Below are 624 nucleotides of genomic sequence, written 5' to 3'. Positions count from 1 at the left end.
CTAGGATTTATAGGGGTTTGATCCCTTTTCCAGGAAGGCACATGATGAACGGCTATCAGCATCTGGGTTTGGACGAGCGGCGACAGATTTATCAATTGGCTGCAACCGGGCGGTCCGTGCAGCAGATAGCAGCGGCGCTGCAGCGACATCGTTCGACCATCTATCGTGAGCTCAAACGCAACCAGCATCTCGATGACGAGCCAATGTTTCGTGGCTATTTTCCGACCGCCGCACAAACGATGGCGGACAGGCGCCGGGTGCGTGGTGGCAAGATTGCCCGAAAGCCCGAGCTTGCCGCCTATATCGCCGACCGCTTGTCAGCAGCTTGGTCGCCCGAGCAGATTGCGGGATATCTTCGGCGCCATCGCGGTATTCGTGAAGCCGTCTGTCATGAGACCATCTACCAGTTCGTCTATGGGCCGGACGGACGAAGCCAAGGCCTGTGGCGCCTTTTGCCTGTTGCCCGTCGATCTCGACGTCAACGCTATGCGCGTAAGCCCCGCGGTCTGCATATTCCCTTGGTCAACACCATTGGCAAACGCCCTTCCGAAATCGGTAATCGCAGCAGCTTTGGTCATTGGGAAGGCGACCTGATGATCTTCAAGTTGGAATATGGCAAAGCCA

Annotated in this window: 1 protein-coding gene; it reads left to right on the top strand. The window is 56.7% G+C overall.

The window, feature by feature from the left end; genetic code table 11:
- Positions 1-44: 44 nt before the first annotated feature.
- Positions 45-624, top strand: a 580-nt coding sequence (locus C100_RS33400; protein ID WP_162833673.1) for an IS30 family transposase, incomplete at its 3' end; no start/stop codon positions are given.

Source organism: Sphingobium sp. C100, from assembly GCF_000508185.1.
GTDB lineage: Bacteria > Pseudomonadota > Alphaproteobacteria > Sphingomonadales > Sphingomonadaceae > Sphingobium.
This window is presented reverse-complemented; position numbering and strand designations above follow the sequence as displayed.